Here is a 1,346-nt window from a genome sequence, read left to right on the forward strand (position 1 = left end):
CGAGAGGGTCCTATAGCTTGTCAAGTGCTCCGAGGTCAGTGGTGAGGTCGCGGAACACTTCGCGGGCGATGTAGCGCTTGAGGCAGCGGAGGATGTCTTTCTTCGTTTTGTGTTCGGCGGAACGTCGCTCGACGTAGGCGCGGGTGGGGGCGTGGGATTTCATGCGTCCGACCGCGATCATGTGCAGAGCGCTGTTGGCTTGCCGGTCCCCGCCCCGGTTGAGTCGGTGACGGCTGGTTTTGCCTGAGGATGCCGGTAACGGGGCGGCGCCGACGAGTTTGGCGAACCGTGCCTCGGTGCCCATCCGCTCGACGTTGTCACCGGCGGTGATCACCAGGCGGGCGGCGGTGATCGGCCCGATCTGCGGGCGCGAGAGCAGGGTGGGTACCAGCTTGCTCAGCAGTCGTGTGAGTTCGCGGGCCAAAGACCGGGCTTGTTGTTGGGCGAGTCGGTGTCGGTCGAGCAGCGACCGCGCAGCGCGCACGAACGCCGCGGCCGGCCCGGACAGATCAGCTTTCTCGGCTGGTACCGGCAAGTCTTTGATGAATGCTGCCCGCTTGGCGATGGTGCGGGCCTGGCGCGCTTGATCGGCGTACTCGGCTGGTGCGGTGGTACACAGGTCACGGATCTGGTTACCGATGCGGGTGGCTTCCTCGACGGCCGAAGCCCTTGCCACGGTGAGCATCCGAACAGATTCGACCGCGCCGCGGGTGTCTTTGGCCACCGCGGTCGCGCGGCCGGTGATGACTGCCATCGCTGCGGCGTAGGCATCGAGTTGATCGGTCTTACCGTGGGCGTAGCGGCGCGGCAGATCGGGGGTGTTGACCTCGATCACTCGCACCCCTTCGGCGGTGAGCATCCGGGTCAACCCGGCCCCGTAGGAGGCGCTCGATTCCACTGCGGCATCCTCGACGCGGCCGAAGCCACACGCCCACTGCCACAACTGGGTGTAGCCGGCGGTGGTGGTCGGGAACTCGCGATCGGCCAGCGGGCGGCCGTCGGTGGCGACGATCGCGGCGTGGTGGGTCTGTTGATGGGTGTCGACTCCGAGTACGACCACTTGCGTGGTCACTGCTGTCTCAGCCATTCTGGCGGTGTCTCCTTCACTGCGGTGTGGGATGACCTCACCGGGGCGGGTGGACAGGACAGTGAAGAGTCACGGCCTACCAGCCAGACAGGGTCCTAATCAGGTCACACCCGCCCCGGTCCTCACAGGTCACTTGGTGCAGGTGATCGACCGGAGTTCCGGGCCGACACATCTCGCCCATGACAGCACCGTCAGCCACGAAGTAAGTCAGACCCAAACCCGGTCAACCACCCACACCCATTCTCACTGCCACGAAGGG

The 1,346-nt window shown here is 65.7% G+C and carries 1 protein-coding gene; it reads right to left on the reverse strand.

What is annotated here, in order from left to right; translation table 11 throughout:
* Positions 1–10 precede the first annotated feature (10 nt).
* Entirely contained in the window at positions 11–1,087 is a 1,077-nt protein-coding gene (locus KB201_RS24615) for an IS110 family transposase (protein ID WP_211540890.1), read from the reverse strand.
* Positions 1,088–1,346 lie beyond the last annotated feature (259 nt).

The sequence above is a fragment of the Gordonia sp. SCSIO 19800 genome (assembly GCF_018132775.1).
Classification (GTDB): Bacteria; Actinomycetota; Actinomycetes; order Mycobacteriales; family Mycobacteriaceae; genus Gordonia; species Gordonia hongkongensis.